Here is a 16,301-nt window from a genome sequence, read left to right on the forward strand (position 1 = left end):
GATGAGCGAATATTCGATTTTCACCTCCGAGTCCGTGTCCGAAGGGCACCCGGACAAGATCGCCGACCAGATCTCCGATGCGGTGCTGGACGCCATCATCGCCGAGGACAAGCATGCCCGTGTGGCCTGTGAAACCCTGGTCAAGACCGGCGTCGCGATCGTCGCCGGCGAAGTCACTACCAGCGCCTGGGTCGATCTCGAGCAGCTGGTGCGCGACGTCATCATCGACATCGGCTACAACAGCTCGGACGTCGGTTTCGATGGCGCCACCTGCGGCATCATCAACATCATCGGCAAGCAGTCGGTGGACATCGCCCAGGGCGTCGACCGCACCAAGCCTGAAGACCAGGGTGCCGGCGACCAGGGCTTGATGTTCGGCTACGCCAGCAACGAAACCGACGTGCTGATGCCGGCTCCGATCCGCTTCTCCCACGCCCTGGTCGAGCGCCAGGCCGAGGCGCGCAAGAACGGCTTGCTGCCATGGCTGCGTCCGGACGCCAAGAGCCAGGTCACCTGCCGCTACGAAGGCGGCAAGGTGGTCGGCATCGACGCCATCGTCCTGTCCACTCAGCACAATCCCGAGGTCAAGCATTCCGACTTGCAGGAAGCGGTGATGGAGCTGATCGTCAAGCATGTGATCCCAGCCGAGCTGCTGCACAAGGACACCCAGTTCCACATCAACCCGACCGGCCAGTTCATCATTGGCGGACCGGTGGGCGACTGCGGCCTGACCGGGCGCAAGATCATCGTCGACACTTACGGCGGCATGGCCCGTCACGGCGGTGGCGCGTTCTCCGGTAAGGACCCGTCCAAGGTCGACCGCTCGGCCGCCTATGCGGGCCGCTACGTGGCGAAGAACATCGTCGCCGCGGGCCTCGCCGAGCGTTGCGAGATCCAGGTGTCGTACGCCATCGGCGTGGCGCAGCCGACGTCGATCTCGATCAATACCTTTGGCACCGGCAAGCTCAGCGACGAGAAGATCGTCGCCCTGGTCCGCGAGCATTTCGATCTGCGCCCCTACGCGATCACCACCATGCTCGATCTGCTGCACCCGATGTACAAGGCCACCGCGGCCTACGGCCACTTCGGTCGCGATCCCTATGAAATGACGGTCGGTGGCGACACCTTCACCGCCTTCACCTGGGAAAAGACCGACAAGGCCGACGCCCTGCGCGCCGCTGCCGGGCTGTAAAACCAGACCGCCGGTGCGAGAAAAGCCCCGCCAGCGCGAGCTGAGCGGGGCTTTTTCATTCTGCCACCATCCAAAAATATCGAGCGAGTGCGCCTGGTCTGCGAACTCCTCGCCGGTCCGAGCCCGACGGTTTGCCGACAAGCGGCAGCGAGCGCCGCGCTTGAAAATCATCCGGCAGCCCCTATCCCATAAGCGATCGCATAACAGGAGATGTTTCCGCAGTACCTCTCGCTCTGTTCATCCCTGATCAAGGAGACCACTGATGAAGATTGCGCAGATCGCCCCTCTCTACGAAGCCGTTCCGCCCCGCCTGTATGGTGGTACCGAGCGGGTGGTGGCACACCTGACCGACGCGCTGGTGGACCTCGGCCACCAGGTCACGCTGTTCGCCGCTGCCGATGCCGAAACGACCGCCGACCTGGTTCCTGCACGCCGGCGCGCCCTGCGGCTAGACCCTGCACCGCTCAAATCGGACCTCGCCAGCCACCTACGGCTGATGGACGAGGTTCGCGCACGCGCCAATGAATTCGACGTTCTGCATTTCCATGTGGACCTGCTGCATTTTCCGTTCTTCGAGGACATTGCCGAGCGCACCCTGACCACACTGCATGGCCGCCTCGACCTCGACGATCTGGGCGAGGTGTACCGCCGTTGGCACCGCTATCCACTGGTGTCGATTTCCCACGACCAACGCGCGCCGCTGGCATTCGCCAACTGGTGCGGAACCATTCACCACGGGCTCAACGGTTCGGCTTATCGCTTCCACGCCGAGGCGGACGGCGGATATCTGGCCTTTCTCGGCCGCATCTCGCCGGAAAAGCGCCCCGACCGCGCCATCGCGATCGCCCGTCGGGTCGGCCTGCCACTGAAGATTGCGGCCAAGGTGGACAGCGCCGATCGCAAGTATTTCGAACAGGAAATCCGCCCGTTGCTGGACCATCCACTGGTCGAGTTCGTCGGTGAAATCGGCGATGCAGAAAAGTCCGATTTCCTCGGCAACGCCCGGGCACTGCTCTTTCCCATCGACTGGCCCGAACCGTTCGGGCTGGTGATGATCGAGGCGATGGCCTGCGGAACTCCGGTAATCGCCTGGCGTTGTGGTTCGGTTCCAGAAATCGTCGAGCACGGTGTCAACGGATTCATCGTCGATAGCGAGGAAGCGGCCGCGGTAGCGATCGATCGATTGCCGCAACTGAACAGGGCACATGTGCGCGAGGTGTTTGAGCAGCGCTTCTCGTCTCACGCCATGGCGCGCCGCTACTTGGAGCTGTATTGGAAGCTTCTGGGCGACACCGACCCTCACCAACCTCTGCAGAAGTTGGCATGACCTATGAACACCACTCACGACACTCATCAGGCGTACATGCCCCGTACGCTTTACGTGCTCAAGGATGGCGACAGTTTTATGGTGGCCGACGCCTTCGGTGACGTTCAAGGGACCGACGACGGTCTGTTTCGCAACGACACTCGAGTACTGTCGCGCCTGCAGCTGCGGCTGGCTGGTCAACCCGCATCGCTGCTGTCGGCCGCGGTCAGCCAGGACAACGTTTACTTCACTGCGCACCTGAGCAACCGCCCACTACGGCCGCTCGGAGATACCAGCACACCGCAAGGAGTGATTCATGTCGAGCGCAAGCGCTTCCTCTGGCAGGGACGCCTGTACGAACGACTCAGCCTAGCCAACTATAGCGACCAACCGACCCTGATTCCGCTCTCGCTAGGGTTCGCGGCGGACTTTCGTGACATGTTCGAAGTACGCGGACAAACCCGCGCTCAACGCGGTGAGCATCACGCTTCTGAACTCGGTGAGCGTCATGTGGCACTGCGTTATGCCGGTCTCGACAATCAACTGCGTTGCAGCGCAATCAGCTTTTCGCTGACGCCGACTCGCCTCAGCGATGCCCAGGCTGATTTTCAGGTCGACCTGGACGCAGGCGAGCGCTGGGCTCTTTACCTGGAAATCGGTATCGAGCCCGCCGCGCCGGGGCCGGCGCGCTTTCGCCAGGCAGCGGCTAACGCACGCCGCAGCATGCGCCGACAGCAACAACGAGGCGCGCGCCTGTATGCATCAGGCCGCCTGTTCCAGTCCTGGCTGGACAAGTCACGGGCTGACGTCGCCTTGCTCACTACCGATTTGCCCACCGGTCCCTATCCCTACGCCGGTATTCCCTGGTTTTCCACACCATTCGGGCGCGACGCGATCTTCACCGCTTTGCAGACGCTGTGGCTCGATCCGGCACTGGCACGCGGCGTGCTCGCCTACCTGGCCGCGCACCAGGCCAGCGAGACCTCCCGCTTCCGCGACGCAGAGCCCGGCAAGATCATGCACGAGACGCGCAAGGGCGAGATGTCAGCGGTCAATGAGCTGCCGTTCGGTCGTTATTACGGGGGCGTCGATACGACGCCATTGTTCGTGGTACTGGCGGGCGCCTACGCCCGGCGCAGCGGAGATCGTCAGTTCATCGACTCGATCTGGCCGGCGCTTCGCTCGGCGATCGGCTGGGTGGAACAGAACGCCGCCAATCACCCCGAGGGCTTTCTCGCCTATGTCCGCGGCGAGGCGAGCGGCCTGCTCAATCAGGGCTGGAAAGACAGTCACGATTCGGTATTCCACGCCGATGGTCGGACACCAGACGGCCCCATTGCCCTGGTAGAAGTTCAGGGCTATGCCTTCCGCGCTTATCTGACCATGGCGGAACTGGCCGGCTGGCACGGCGATGCAGACAGCGCCGCTCATTGGCGCCAGCAGGCCGAACGGCTACGCACGGCGGTGGAGCGGCAGTTCTGGCTGGACGATCAGCAGTTCTACGCTCTGGCTATCGACGGCGCCGGAGAGCCGTGTCGGATTCGCACCTCCAACGCCGGCCATCTGCTGTATTGCGGCCTGCCGGAAGCGGTACGCGGTCGAGCTCTGGCGCAGCAGCTGCTGGCAAGCGCCTTCAACTCCGGCTGGGGCATTCGTACCCTGGCGCCGGAAGCCGCACGCTTCAATCCGATGTCCTACCACAACGGGTCGATCTGGCCGCACGATGTCGCGCTGTGCGCCGCTGGGCTCGCGCAGTATGGCGAGCGGGACGGCGTGGTGCGCCTGTTGAGCGGGTTGTTCGAGGCCGCCACCCACTTCGGCATGCGCCTACCGGAACTGTTCTGCGGTTTCAGCCGCAGCCCCGGCGAAGCGCCTACAGCTTATCCGGTGGCCTGTCTGCCGCAAGCCTGGGCGGCCGGCTCGGTGTTCATGCTGTTGCAGGCCTGCCTCGGCCTGGAAGTGGACGGTCGTCGGCAGCGCATCCAAATTCGCCAACCGCGCCTGCCGGCAGGTATCGACCGTTTGCAGTTGCGGCGACTGGCGGTGGGAGAGCAGCTGATCGACCTGACCTTTCAGCGTCTGGACCGGCGCGTGGTGGCCTTCGTCGAAGCCCAGCACGGCCCGCAACCTGTCAGCGTCGACATCTGTTTGTAAACGACCCCCCGCCGATGGCGGGGTGCGTGTCGTCAGTTCTTGAGCCGGTAACCCGTGCGGAATATCCACCAGATCAGCACCAGGCACAGCGCCAGAAAGCCCATGGTCATACCCAGGCTGACCGCGACATTGACATCCGAGACGCCATAGAAGCTCCAGCGGAACCCGCTGATCAGGTACACCACGGGGTTGAACAACGTGACCTTCTGCCACAGCGGCGGCAGCATTTCGATGGAATAGAAGCTGCCCCCGAGAAAGGCCAGCGGCATGACGATCAGCGACGGCACGATCTGTAGCTTCTCCCAGCCGTCGGCCCAGATGCCGATGATGAAACCGAACAGGCAGAAGGTCACCGCGGTCAGCACCAGGAACAGCACCATCACCAATGGATGGGCTATTTCGTAATCGACGAACAACCTCGCGGTGAGCAGGATCACCAGGCCGAGTATGATCGACTTGGTCGCCGCCGCGCCGACATAGCCGATGACGATCTCCAGGTAGGACACCGGCGCCGACAGCACCTCGTAGATAGTGCCGGAGTAGCGCGGCATGTAGATGCCGAACGAGGCGTTGGAGATGCTCTCGGTCAGCAGCGCCATCATGATCAGACCCGGGATGATGAACGCGCCGTACGGGATCCCATGCATCGCCTCCATGCGCGAGCCGATGGCCGAGCCGAACACCACGAAGTACAGCGAAGTGGAAATCACAGGCGTGGCGATGCTCTGCAACAGCGTGCGCCAGGTGCGCGCCAGTTCGAACAGGTAGATGGCGCGGATTGCGTAGAAATTCATGTGCGGCTGCCTTTTACCAAACTGACGAAGATTTCCTCCAGCGAACTCTGACTCGATTGCAGATCCTTGAAATCGATGCCGTGCGCGGCGAGGCGCCTGAGCAAGTCGGCGATGCCGGTATCCTCGTGCTGGGTGTCGAAGGTGAACACCAGTTGGTTGCCCGAATCGACCAGCTCCAGCGGGTAATCGGCCAGCTCGGCCGGTATCTCTGCCAGCGGGCGCTGCAGGTGCAACGTCAGCTGCTTCTTGCCGAGCTTGTGCATCAGCACCTGCTTGTCCTCGACCAGAATGATCTCGCCCTTGCTGATCACCCCGATGCGGTCGGCCATCTCCTCGGCTTCTTCGATGTAGTGAGTGGTGAGAATGATGGTCACGCCGCGCTCACGCAGGCCGCGGACCATCTCCCACATGTCCCGGCGCAACTCGACGTCGACGCCGGCCGTCGGTTCGTCGAGGAACAGAATGCTCGGTTCGTGGGACAGCGCCTTGGCGATCATCACCCGGCGCTTCATCCCACCGGAGAGCTCGATGATCCGCGCGCTCTTCTTGTCCCACAGCGACAGATCGCGCAGCAGTTTTTCTAGATAGGCATCGTCGGGCGCCTTGCCGAACAGCCCGCGGGAAAAGCGCACCGTGGCCCAGACGCTCTCGAAGCCCTCGTTGACCAGTTCCTGAGGCACCAGACCGATCTTCGAACGGGCCTCGCGGTAATCGCCGATGATGTCATAACCGTCCACCAGCACCCGGCCACCGCCCGGATTGACGATGCCGCAGACGATGCTGATCAGCGTGGTCTTGCCCGCGCCGTTGGGGCCGAGCAAGGCGAAGATTTCACCTTTGCGTATCTGCAGATCAATCGTTTTCAGCGCCGGATGGCCGGACGCATAGGTCTTGCTCAGCTGTTCGATGGAGATCACGGGCTGCACTAATGAATCACTCCGCAAAGATTGGCTGACGATTGTACGACGCAGGTGGTTAGCTCACTAATCGATGCCGTTGATAACGATCATGCCCACTGCCGCATCGTAGGTGCAATGCTCGAACTTATGCTGTCGTTAATGGAGGGGCACCGCATATACAACGGATCAGACCGGCCTTCGTCACGCTATTTATCGATGTTGGCTCAATACCACGGATGTCACCACCGGCCATTGCTCCCGATTCTGGCCGCTGCGCGCGGACATGGTTCACTTCAGCGGCCTGCTCTCCATCGCCGCGATGAGCGCAGTCATCTACCTCGCTATTCGCCCTCGCGCACTGGAGCGCCTGTTCGGCAGACTGGACAAGGCCTATCAGCTGCACGATTGGCCAGGATTTCTGCCCACAGCCAATCGGCGAGCATCGGCCACCAGTTGGGATGCGGTCTCGCTGGCTACGGCCTGCCTGCCGATGACTTTCATCAGGAACTGTTCAACATGCGTTAGCGCACGGTCACGTGGGGGCACGCTTGGCAAAATGCAGAGCCCCAACGAGCAAGGATGCTCCGATGCGACCCGTCACGCTATTGCTATGTCTCGCCCCAGTCCTGTCCTCGGCGCAATGCCCTGACTGGTCGGCCGAACGCGCCAAATCGGAAAGCCGCGCGCTGCAGCGGCAACTCGCCGAGTGGGACGATGCCTACCACCGTCGAGGCATCACCCTGGTCGACGACGAAGTTTATGACCAGGCCGTCGCAAGCCTTCAACAGTGGAATGCCTGCTTTGCGCCGGCCTCCGCCATCACCACCGATCCGTTGGCGACCGCGACGGGCGACGTGCCGCACCCGGTTGTCCAGACCGGGCTGACGAAGCTCGCCGACCGCGCAGCCGTAGCCGCCTGGATGGCCCAACGCGCCGACCTATGGGTCCAGCCGAAGGTCGACGGTGTTGCCGTGACGCTGCACTACCGAAACGGCTCGTTGATTCAGGCCGTCAGCCGCGGCAACGGCAGCCGCGGTCAGGACTGGACAGCACGCGCCCGTCAGCTACCGGCCATACCGCCCCGGCTGGCAATCACTGAAGACGTCGTCCTACAGGGTGAACTCTACTGGCGGCTCGACCACCACGTTCAGGCCACGGTCGGCAGCGCCGGCGCACGCGCACAGGCCGCCGGAGCGATGGCGCGCCAGATGCTCGATCAGGGGACCGCCAGACAGATCGGCCTGTTCGTCTGGGATTGGCCTAACGGCCCGTCCAATATGCAGGCTCGCCTGGACGGCCTGACAGCGATGGGCTTCGCGCAAAGCGCCGCGCTGTCCGTACCAATCGAAACGATTACCCACGCCGAGCACTGGCGTGACCACTGGTTCCATCATCCGCTACCGTTCGCTAGCGATGGCATCGTGTTGCGCCAAGGCAGGCGTCCGGACAGCGACGATTGGCAAGCCAGGCCTCCAGACTGGGCTGCTGCCTGGAAATATCCAGTTCGCACGGCGGTCGCCCGTGTACGCCAAGTGCAGTTCAGCATCGGTCGCACGGGCAAGATCACGCCGGTGCTGGAACTGGAGCCGCTACAGCTCGACGACCGACGTATCAGCCGCGTCAGCCTGGGCTCCCTGGCCCGCTGGCAGGCGGCGGATATTCGCCCCGACGATCAGGTCGCGATCGCTCTGGCCGGCCTTACCATCCCCCGGTACGACGGGGTCGTCTGGCGTGCGCAACGGCGCCAGCCGGTCGACGCCCCTGCTTCTGACGCGTACCATGCGCTCAGTTGCTGGCAGGCAAGCCCTGGCTGCGAGCAGCAATTCCTAGCGCGTCTGGTCTGGCTCAGCGGCAAGCAAGGGCTGGACCTGCCGCAGCTCGGTCCAGGCACTTGGCAGACGTTGGTGGAATCCGGTCTGGTAGTGAGTGCGCTCGACTGGCTGCAGCTCGATCAGCATCACCTCCTACCAATCCCAGGCATTGGCGAAGCCAGTGCCAGCCGCCTGGCGGCGAGTTTTCAGTTGGCGCGTGAGCGTCCCTTCAAGGCATGGCTAAAGGCGCTGGGTATCCCTCCCACCGGAGACACTCAGCTTGCCGACGACTGGAATACCCTCGCCACGACCAGCCTGGAGCAATGGCAATCCAGGCCCGGAATCGGCGCGACACGTGCCCGGCAGCTGCGCGCGTTCCTCTCGGCGCCGGAGGTTGTTCATCTCCGGCAACAGTTACACGACGCTGGGATAGTCGGCTTTTGAGGGCACTTCGCTGATTGAGTCCAGTCATATGACGTCGAGAATAAGAAAAAGGATGAAGGCATGGCCGACCGGCGAATTCTCTTCATGCTGTTGCTATCAAGCCTTTGCGGCGTCCAGGCAACCTTGGCAGCACCCGAGACCAGCATCGAGTGCAGCCAGGCCCGCGAGCGCATCAGCCAGCAGATCAAGGAGGCGCGCCTGAAGGACGACACCGGCCAGCGCGCTGCATTGGAAGCGCGCCTGCATGGCCTTGCCGAGCGCTGTCGCGGGGTCGTTGCACTGCAACCCAATCACGACGAAATAGAGCGCGCAGCGCGCCTGGCGACGATGCGCGAGGCACAACTACGCGAGGCAATAAGCACCGGCGATGCGCAGGTCATCGAGAACAGCAAGCGCCGCCTGGATCAGGCGCGCCGCGCATTGGAGGCGGCCAAGCGCTGACGGCGGAGCGCGCTACCAAAGTCAGAAGTTGCGGAACTTCTTGTGGCAGGCCTCACAGGTGTCTTCGACTCGCTGGAAGGCGGGCCCGACGCTGCCAGCGGTCACCGGCCCCTGAGCCGTCGCCTCGACCAGCGCGGCGGTGTTTGCCTCCAGCTCGCGAGCCAACTGGTTGAAACGTTCCTGCTGTTGCCAGACATCATCCCGCGCCTCGCTCTGCTCTTCCTTGACCTCCGGGTAGTACTGCCAGGGCTGACGCGATAACTCGTCCAGCTTTGCCGCGCCGCTGACGAACCCCTGGGCGTCGAACGGCAACCGACCGCGCAGCATGCCGCCGAGGTCTTCCTTGGTGTCGAGCATCTGCTGATAGATCGCCTTGCGCTTGCCCAGCGGCGAATTGGGATCGATGCGGTCGCAGCCGACCAGTGCAAGGACGGCGATCAGCGAAACGCACAACGGCATCAGTTTCATGGCACAAACCACTCGGGACTACGATGGCCGGCGATTATCTACCCAGGTGACCGATTCACCAAACGCCTCGGGACTACTGCGACCATTCACCGCCTGCGCTCTCGCAGTCGATCTTGGCCTGAGCGCGATCAGTGGCCTGATAGTGGTAGGTGACGATCCGCGCCTCCTTGGGCACGGTGGTCGGCAGGGTGCCGTTATCCGCCTGGGTGCCGGTGGCGCGCTCATTGGCAAGGGTTTCAGGTGTCAGCGCCGCGGTACATACGCCGAAATGTCCGGCGGGGCAGCTGTCACGGATTTCCCGCTGGGAATTCTTGATGGCCTCGTTGTCCTGACACACCCAATCGATGGAGTTGTCGTCCAGGCCTTTGTACTCGAAGCATTTTTCTGTCACAACCGGCGGCGGAACGGCACCGGAGGTGTCGGCACTGACATAGCAGGAGTTGGCGGCAGCCGGTAGGCTGAACGCGGCGATCAGGACAAGCGGAACGGAACGGAACAAGAGGTTCATGCTGGCAGCTCCTGTGGTTTCGCCCGGCGAGATTCACCAGAGCTTCCCGTTTGACCGTACGTCCACCAGCACGTTCGGATGGATCGCCAAAGACGGGCGGAGGATAGCGGCAACTCTCACGCGCCCGCGGTTCAGGATGCTCGCGCCCAAAGGGCGCTGCCACACATAAGCGCGGGGATAATCTGCCGGCGGCAGGTGCCGCTCCGCCATGCCTGCCTTGCCTCGCCGTACTTGCGGCCGGTCGCAGCGCGCTGCTCGGCACCAACTGCACCGATGCCAGTCCATTGCCTAACCCACCTGCGAAAGGTATCCGGAGTTCATGCTCGAACTGTCAGCCATCTTCATCAGCCTCACGGCGCTGCTCGCCTATGTCAATTACCGTTTCATCGGTCTCCCACCGACCATCGGCGTAATGGCGACCGCGCTGTTATTTTCGGTGCTGCTGCACGGCCTGGCGCTGCTAGGCCTGCCTTCGATCGAGCAGCAGATCGAAACACTGGTCGGGCGTATCGATTTCAATCACTTGCTGATGGATGGCATGCTTTCCTTTCTGCTATTCGCTGGCGCACTGCACATCAACCTGGCCGACCTGCGTGCCCGCCGCTGGGCAATCGGCTTGCTGGCAACCGTCGGCGTGCTGTTCTCGACCGCCGTGATCGGATTCGGCACCTGGTACATCCTCGACCTATTCGAACTGCAGCCGCCATTGATCTACTGTCTGCTGTTCGGTGCGCTGATCTCGCCGACCGATCCTATCGCGGTGCTCGGCATCATGCGCTCAGCGGGCGCACCAAAAGCCTTGGAGACCACCATTGTCGGCGAATCACTGTTCAACGACGGGGTCGCGGTTGTGGTGTTCACCGTGCTCCTGGGTGTGCTGGCACGAGGGGAGGCGCCGGGGGCGGGCGAGGCCGTCTGGCTGTTCTTCGAAGAGGCCGGGGGCGGCATCTTGCTCGGTGCCCTGCTCGGCGCGCTGACCTTCGCCTTACTCAAGAGCATCGATCAATACCAGGTAGAGGTGTTGCTGACCCTCGCGCTGGTGCTTGGTGGATACACCCTGGCGACCCATCTGCACGTCTCCGGCCCGATCGCCATGGTGGTGGCCGGACTGATCATCGGTAACCAGGGCCGCCGCCACGCGATGTCCGACCACACCCGGGAGAATCTGGACAATTTCTGGGAGCTGCTCGACGAGATTCTCAATGCGGTGCTGTTTGTACTGATCGGCATGGAGTTGGTCTTGTTGCCCTTCAGCGCGCAATACCTGCTGATCGCCTTGTGCGTCACGCTGCTGATCCTCGGTACACGCTTGGCCGCGGTAGGCCCGCCTGCTCTGCTGCTGCGCAGGATGGGTCGTGCGCTACCCAACGGCACCGTTCGCATCCTCACCTGGGGTGGGCTGCGCGGCGGCATTTCGGTGGCGCTGGTCCTGGCGCTGCCCGCCAGCGAAGAGCGCAACCTGCTACTCAACATCACTTATCTGATAGTGCTGTTCTCGATTCTGGTACAGGGGCTGAGCATCGGCCGATTGGTTCGCAATATCTGCATCGGGACAGCAGCGACAGTCGCTGACAGGTAGCACTGCGTCGGGCTTGGGATTGCGCGCGGTCACGGCTATAATCGCCGAGCTTCACACCGCCGACACCGCTCGGCCGTGCCCGCCACCTGTCCGAGGGGCGCTGCAGCAGGGCGAAAGCCTGTTTTGGATCTCGCAAGCCACGCGGCCTGTTTGTCGCGCCGCGGCAGATCCACATCAGGTTTCACCTGTCAGGCTCGGATGGGGCGTTAACCATACGCATCAACGGCGCCCATTCGCACAAAACGAATGGAGAACTCTTCAATGAGCGCTGTCATGACGCCTGCCGGTTTCAACGACTTCAAGGTCGCCGACATTTCCCTGGCCGCCTGGGGCCGTCGCGAGATCATCATCGCCGAATCGGAAATGCCCGCCCTGATGGGCCTTCGCCACAAATATGCCGGCGAGCAACCGCTCAAAGGCGCGAAAATCCTCGGCTGCATCCACATGACCATCCAGACCGCCGTGCTGATCGAGACGCTGACCGCCCTCGGCGCCGAAGTCCGCTGGTCCAGCTGCAATATTTTCTCGACTCAAGATCAGGCCGCCGCCGCCATAGCCGCTGCCGGCATTCCGGTGTTCGCCTGGAAAGGCGAAACCGAAGAAGAGTACGAGTGGTGCATCGAGCAGACCATCCTCAAGGACGGCCAGCCGTGGGACGCCAACATGATCCTGGACGATGGCGGCGACCTGACCCAGATCCTGCACGATAAGTACCCGCAGGTTCTCGAGGGCGTCCACGGCGTGACCGAGGAAACCACCACAGGCGTGCATCGCCTGCAGGACATGCTGAAGAAAGGCACCCTGAAGATCCCGGCGATCAACGTCAACGACTCGGTCACCAAGAGCAAGAACGACAACAAGTACGGTTGCCGTCACAGCCTCAACGACGCCATCAAACGCGCCACCGACCACCTGCTGTCGGGCAAGCAGGCGCTGGTGATCGGCTACGGCGATGTGGGTAAGGGCTCGGCCCAATCGCTGCGCCAGGAAGGCATGATCGTCAAGGTTTCGGAAGTCGATCCGATCTGCGCCATGCAGGCCTGCATGGACGGCTTCGAGCTGGTTTCCCCGTACAAGGGCGGCCTCAACGACGGCACCGATGCCAGCGTCGACGCGGCTCTGCTGGGCAAGATCGACCTGATCGTCACCACTACTGGCAACGCCAACGTCTGTGACGCCGGCATGCTCAAGGCGCTGAAGAAGCGCGCCGTGGTGTGCAACATCGGCCACTTCGACAACGAGATCGACACCGCCTTCATGCGCAAGAACTGGGCGTGGGAAGAGGTCAAGCCACAGGTGCACAAGATCCACCGCACCGGCCCGGACAGCTTCGACGCACAGAACGACGACTACCTCATCCTGCTGGCCGAAGGCCGTTTGGTGAACCTGGGCAATGCCACCGGTCACCCGAGCCGGATCATGGACGGCTCCTTTGCCAACCAGGTGCTGGCGCAGATCCACTTGTTCAACGAGAAGTTCGCCGATCTGCCGGTTATCGAAAAGACCAAGAACGTCACCGTAATGGTGCTGCCGAAAAAGCTCGACGAGGAAGTCGCGGCGGAAATGGTCAAGGGCTTCGGCGGCGTCATCACCCGCCTGACCCCAAGCCAGGCCGAGTACATCGGCGTGGAAGTCGAAGGCCCGTTCAAGCCGGATAGCTACCGCTACTAATCGAGGCCGCGGCTGCGCCTACTTCCCGACGAGCCTGCTCGTACGGGAGAGGGTGCGGCCGATCGCTCAAAGGAACTGTCATGTCACAACCACGTAGCCACAACTTCAGCTTCGAGTTCTTCCCGACCAAGACCGACGCCGGGCACGAAAAGCTCATAGCCACCGCCAGGCGTCTGGCCGAATACCAGCCAGATTTTTTCTCTTGCACTTATGGTGCAGGCGGCTCGACTCGCGATCGCACCCTGAACACCGTGTTGCAGCTCGACGGTGAAGTGAAGGTGCCCACCGCGCCGCACCTTTCCTGCGTCGGCGACAGCAAGCAGGAACTGCGCGAGCTGCTCAACCTGTACAAGAATGCCGGCATCAAGCGCATCGTCGCCCTGCGCGGCGATCTGCCGTCAGGCATGGGCATGGCCAGCGGCGAGCTGCGCTACGCCAATGAACTGGTGGAGTTCATTCGCAGCGAAACCGGCGACCATTTCCATATCGAGATCGCCGCCTATCCGGAAATGCATCCGCAGGCGCGAAACTTCGAGACCGACTTGGCCAACTTCGTGCGCAAGGCCAAAGCCGGCGCCGACAGCGCCATCACCCAGTATTTCTTCAATGCCGACTGCTACTTCTATTTCGTCGAGCGCGTGCGCAAGCTGGGTGTGGAGACGCCGATCGTTCCAGGTATCATGCCGATCACCAATTACAGCAAGCTGGCGCGGTTCTCCGATGCCTGCGGTGCAGAAATCCCCCGTTGGGTGCGCAAGCAGCTGGAATCGTACGGCGATGACGCCGACAGCATCCACGCCTTCGGCGAGCAGGTGATCAGCGAGATGTGCGAGAAGCTGCTGGCCGGTGGCGCACCGGGCCTGCACTTCTACACTCTGAACCAGGCCGAGCCCAGCTTGGCCATCTGGGACAACCTGAAGCTGACCCGCTGACACATCGATCCAGCTCCCTGCGAAACAGGGAGCTGGTCAATGAACCTGCGAACTGCCACACTGTCCTAGCAATGCGGTGTTAACAAGCTCTGTTATACTCCGCGCTTCCGCCAGGCTTACGCCCGGATGCCAGCATCTTCCAATGCGGCAGGACCGGACGGGATCGCACGCCAGTCGCGATTCGAGCCAGGCATGATCATCCCAGGGCAACGCCCTATACAAGACAGGATTACTCATGTCCTTTGCTTCCCTCGGTCTCTCCGAGGCTTTAGCCGGTGCCGTCGAGGCTGCCGGTTACACCCAGCCTACACCGGTGCAACAGCGGGCTATTCCCGCCGTGTTGCAAGGACGCGACCTGATGGTCGCGGCACAGACGGGAACCGGCAAGACCGGTGGCTTTGCCCTCCCCGTACTCGAAATTCTTTTCCCGGGCGGGCATCCCGATCGCGAACACCGGCACGGCCCACGCCAACCGCGCGTACTGGTGCTGACGCCAACCCGCGAGCTCGCTGCCCAGGTTCACGACAGCTTCAAGGTCTATGCCCGCGATCTGCCGCTCAAAAGCGCGGTGATCTTCGGTGGTGTAGGCATGAACCCACAGGTGCAGGCCCTGGCCAAGGGCGTCGACATACTGGTCGCCTGCCCCGGCCGCCTGCTCGATCTGACCAACCAGAAGGCCATCGATCTTTCTCACGTGGAAATTCTGGTCCTCGACGAAGCCGACCGCATGCTCGACATGGGCTTCATCCATGACGTCAAGAAGGTCCTGGCCAAGCTGCCGACCAAGCGCCAGAACCTGCTGTTCTCGGCGACCTTTTCCAAGGACATCACCGACCTCGCCAGCAAGCTGCTGCACGAGCCGGAAAAGATTCAGGTCACCCCGCCAAACACCACGGTCGAGCGCATCGAACAGCGCGTATTCCGCCTGGCGGCCTCGCACAAGCGTGCTCTGCTGGCCCACCTGATCACTCAGGGCGCCTGGGAGCAGGTGCTGGTGTTCACCCGCACCAAGCACGGCGCAAACCGCCTCGCCGAATACCTCGACAAGCACGGCCTGCCAGCGGTCGCGATTCACGGCAACAAGAGCCAGAACGCGCGCACCAAGGCACTGGCCGACTTCAAGGCCAACCAAGTGCGGATTCTGGTCGCCACCGATATCGCTGCGCGCGGTCTGGATATCGATCAGCTACCCCATGTGGTCAACTTCGAGCTGCCCAACGTTGAGGAAGACTATGTGCACCGCATCGGCCGGACCGGTCGCGCCGGTCGCAGCGGCGAGGCGATCTCCCTGGTGGCGCCCGACGAGGAAAAACTGCTCAAGGGCATCGAGCGGATGACCAAGCAGAAGATTCCAGACGGTGACCTGATGGGCTTCGACGCCAGTACCATCGAGGCGGAAAAACCCGAAGTACGCGAGCCACGTCAACCGCGACCTGCCCGCAACAGCGAGCGCAAGCCGCGCGCTGCCAAGGCAGCGGAATCCAGCGGTGAGCCGAAAGAGCGCGAGCGCAACCGCCGCGGGCGGAACAAGCCGCGCAACGCCAAGGCCGCCACGCCTGGCTCGACGACAGCCGACACGGCCACCGCTCCGGTCAGCCGCCCACCACGCCTGCCCAGCGATCGCGATCCGGAAGTGTTTCTCGATGACGAGCTGGACAATTTCGGTAATCGCGTCGATTACGTCAGTCCTTATCAGAACAAGCAAGGCCGTGGCCGTCGCCCGGGCGCACCCGCACAGCCAGGTACGGGCCAGCCGCGTGCGGCGGCAGGCCCGCGCGGCGCTGGAGCCTCGACAGGCGGTGCCGGCCAGGGTAAAGGCAAACGGCAGGGGCAATCGCGCGGTGGTCAGCCACGCCGCAAGAACGAAGGCCGTCGGATCGACAATGACGGTGGCGCCCGCCAGGACGTCGCGGCCAAGCCGAAGGAAAAGCAGCCCGTCATCATCCACAAGGAGTCGAAGCTCGATCGGCTACCCAGCGCTGAGCAACTGGACCAGCTGCCGACGAAACCCCGCGGCGAGAAGCCAGCCTTGCTGACCCGCAATCGCTGAGCTGAAATGCGCCAAGAAAAGCGCCGCCCTTCGGGGCGGCGCTTTTGTTGGT

The 16,301-nt window shown here is 62.8% G+C and carries 13 protein-coding genes and 1 riboswitch; of the genes, 9 read left to right on the forward strand and 4 right to left on the reverse strand.

The window, feature by feature from the left end; genetic code table 11:
- Position 1: 1 nt before the first annotated feature.
- The 3 genes from metK to MCB86_RS13375 all read left to right on the forward strand — a co-directional run bounded on the left by metK (position 2) and on the right by MCB86_RS13375 (position 4,652).
- Positions 2-1,192, forward strand: coding sequence for a methionine adenosyltransferase (metK, locus tag MCB86_RS13365; protein WP_239611218.1), 1,191 nt, complete (start codon positions 2-4; stop codon positions 1,190-1,192).
- A 262-nt stretch (positions 1,193-1,454) separates the two neighbouring features.
- Complete coding sequence (locus MCB86_RS13370) at positions 1,455-2,519, forward strand: glycosyltransferase family 4 protein (protein WP_239611219.1); 1,065 nt, start codon at positions 1,455-1,457, stop codon at positions 2,517-2,519.
- 3 nt (positions 2,520-2,522) lie between these two features.
- A complete protein-coding gene (locus MCB86_RS13375; protein WP_239611220.1) occupies positions 2,523-4,652 on the forward strand; it encodes an amylo-alpha-1,6-glucosidase in 2,130 nt (709 codons plus the stop codon).
- 32 nt (positions 4,653-4,684) lie between these two features.
- Here the strand turns inward: MCB86_RS13375 and MCB86_RS13380 are convergent, their stop codons facing one another.
- A complete protein-coding gene (locus MCB86_RS13380) occupies positions 4,685-5,446 on the reverse strand; it encodes an ABC transporter permease (protein ID WP_045163968.1) in 762 nt (253 codons plus the stop codon).
- Entirely contained in the window at positions 5,443-6,372 is a 930-nt protein-coding gene (locus tag MCB86_RS13385; RefSeq protein WP_239611221.1) for an ABC transporter ATP-binding protein, read from the reverse strand. The genes MCB86_RS13380 and MCB86_RS13385 overlap by 4 nt, the downstream gene beginning before the upstream one ends.
- A gap of 560 nt (positions 6,373-6,932) precedes the next feature.
- On the opposite strand from MCB86_RS13385, the gene ligB reads away from it, so the two are divergent.
- Together ligB and MCB86_RS13395 are read left to right on the forward strand one after the other, a co-directional pair.
- Positions 6,933-8,600, forward strand: coding sequence for an NAD-dependent DNA ligase LigB (ligB, locus tag MCB86_RS13390; RefSeq protein ID WP_239611222.1), 1,668 nt, complete (start codon positions 6,933-6,935; stop codon positions 8,598-8,600).
- Positions 8,601-8,660: 60 nt separating this feature from the next.
- Positions 8,661-9,041, forward strand: coding sequence for a DUF1090 family protein (locus MCB86_RS13395; protein WP_239611223.1), 381 nt, complete (start codon positions 8,661-8,663; stop codon positions 9,039-9,041).
- A gap of 21 nt (positions 9,042-9,062) precedes the next feature.
- Here MCB86_RS13395 and MCB86_RS13400 read toward each other — a convergent pair whose 3' ends face one another.
- Together MCB86_RS13400 and MCB86_RS13405 are read right to left on the reverse strand one after the other, a co-directional pair.
- Entirely contained in the window at positions 9,063-9,509 is a 447-nt protein-coding gene (locus tag MCB86_RS13400; protein ID WP_045163972.1) for a cytochrome c, read from the reverse strand.
- 73 nt (positions 9,510-9,582) lie between these two features.
- Entirely contained in the window at positions 9,583-10,017 is a 435-nt protein-coding gene (locus MCB86_RS13405) for a hypothetical protein (protein ID WP_045163973.1), read from the reverse strand.
- Positions 10,018-10,336: 319 nt separating this feature from the next.
- Between MCB86_RS13405 and MCB86_RS13410 the strand changes: the two genes are divergently transcribed.
- From MCB86_RS13410 to MCB86_RS13425, 4 genes are all read left to right on the forward strand, one after another.
- Positions 10,337-11,596, forward strand: a complete 1,260-nt coding sequence (locus MCB86_RS13410) for a sodium:proton antiporter (protein WP_239611224.1) — start codon at positions 10,337-10,339, stop codon at positions 11,594-11,596.
- 86 nt (positions 11,597-11,682) lie between these two features.
- A riboswitch (S-adenosyl-L-homocysteine riboswitch) is annotated at positions 11,683-11,834 on the forward strand.
- A gap of 23 nt (positions 11,835-11,857) precedes the next feature.
- Complete coding sequence (gene ahcY, locus MCB86_RS13415) at positions 11,858-13,267, forward strand: adenosylhomocysteinase (protein ID WP_045163975.1); 1,410 nt, start codon at positions 11,858-11,860, stop codon at positions 13,265-13,267.
- A gap of 80 nt (positions 13,268-13,347) precedes the next feature.
- On the forward strand, positions 13,348-14,199 hold the full coding sequence (gene metF / locus MCB86_RS13420) for a methylenetetrahydrofolate reductase [NAD(P)H] (protein WP_045163976.1): 852 nt from the start codon (positions 13,348-13,350) through the stop codon (positions 14,197-14,199).
- Between the two features lie 235 nt (positions 14,200-14,434).
- Positions 14,435-16,249 (forward strand): DEAD/DEAH box helicase, encoded by a 1,815-nt coding sequence (locus tag MCB86_RS13425; protein WP_239611225.1) that lies wholly within the window; start codon positions 14,435-14,437, stop codon positions 16,247-16,249.
- Positions 16,250-16,301 lie beyond the last annotated feature (52 nt).

Source organism: Pseudomonas sp. KSR10, assembly GCF_022355455.1.
GTDB lineage: Bacteria > Pseudomonadota > Gammaproteobacteria > Pseudomonadales > Pseudomonadaceae > Stutzerimonas > Stutzerimonas stutzeri_E.